The 1,335-nt window shown below is 52.4% G+C and carries 1 rRNA gene (only partly in view); it reads left to right on the forward strand.

Going from position 1 to position 1,335, the window contains the following annotated elements:
* Positions 1-1,335: ribosomal RNA gene (locus tag JTI85_RS01830) — 23S ribosomal RNA — on the forward strand; it begins 1,507 nt to the left of the window's first position.

The raw sequence follows: 1,335 nt of genomic DNA on the forward strand, positions 1-1,335 counted from the left end.
TAACGCTGAGGTGTGATGACGAGGCACTACGGTGCTGAAGTAACAAATGCCCTGCTTCCAGGAAAAGCCTCTAAGCATCAGGTAACACGAAATCGTACCCCAAACCGACACAGGTGGTCAGGTAGAGAATACCAAGGCGCTTGAGAGAACTCGGGTGAAGGAACTAGGCAAAATGGTGCCGTAACTTCGGGAGAAGGCACGCTGATATGTAGGTGAAGTGATTTACTCATGGAGCTGAAATCAGTCGAAGATACCAGCTGGCTGCAACTGTTTATTAAAAACACAGCACTGTGCAAACACGAAAGTGGACGTATACGGTGTGACGCCTGCCCGGTGCCGGAAGGTTAATTGATGGGGTTATCCGTAAGGAGAAGCTCTTGATCGAAGCCCCGGTAAACGGCGGCCGTAACTATAACGGTCCTAAGGTAGCGAAATTCCTTGTCGGGTAAGTTCCGACCTGCACGAATGGCGTAATGATGGCCAGGCTGTCTCCACCCGAGACTCAGTGAAATTGAACTCGCTGTGAAGATGCAGTGTACCCGCGGCAAGACGGAAAGACCCCGTGAACCTTTACTATAGCTTGACACTGAACACTGGTCCTTGATGTGTAGGATAGGTGGGAGGCTTTGAAGTGTGGACGCCAGTCTGCATGGAGCCAACCTTGAAATACCACCCTTTAATGGCTGGTGTTCTAACGTGGACCCGTAATCCGGGTTGCGGACAGTGTCTGGTGGGTAGTTTGACTGGGGCGGTCTCCTCCTAAAGAGTAACGGAGGAGCACGAAGGTTAGCTAATCCTGGTCGGACATCAGGAGGTTAGTGCAAAGGCATAAGCTAGCTTGACTGCGAGAGTGACGGCTCGAGCAGGTGCGAAAGCAGGTCTTAGTGATCCGGTGGTTCTGAATGGAAGGGCCATCGCTCAACGGATAAAAGGTACTCCGGGGATAACAGGCTGATACCGCCCAAGAGTTCATATCGACGGCGGTGTTTGGCACCTCGATGTCGGCTCATCACATCCTGGGGCTGAAGTAGGTCCCAAGGGTATGGCTGTTCGCCATTTAAAGTGGTACGCGAGCTGGGTTTAGAACGTCGTGAGACAGTTCGGTCCCTATCTGCCGTGGGCGCTGGAGAATTGAGGGGGGCTGCTCCTAGTACGAGAGGACCGGAGTGGACGCATCACTGGTGTTCGGGTTGTCATGCCAATGGCATTGCCCGGTAGCTAAATGCGGAAGAGATAAGTGCTGAAAGCATCTAAGCACGAAACTTGCCCCGAGATGAGTTCTCCCTGAGACTATAAGTCTCCTGAAGGAACGTTGAAGACGACGACGTTGATAGG

Source organism: Citrobacter sp. Colony219 (assembly GCF_019382635.1).
In the GTDB taxonomy this organism is placed as follows: domain Bacteria; phylum Pseudomonadota; class Gammaproteobacteria; order Enterobacterales; family Enterobacteriaceae; genus Citrobacter; species Citrobacter youngae.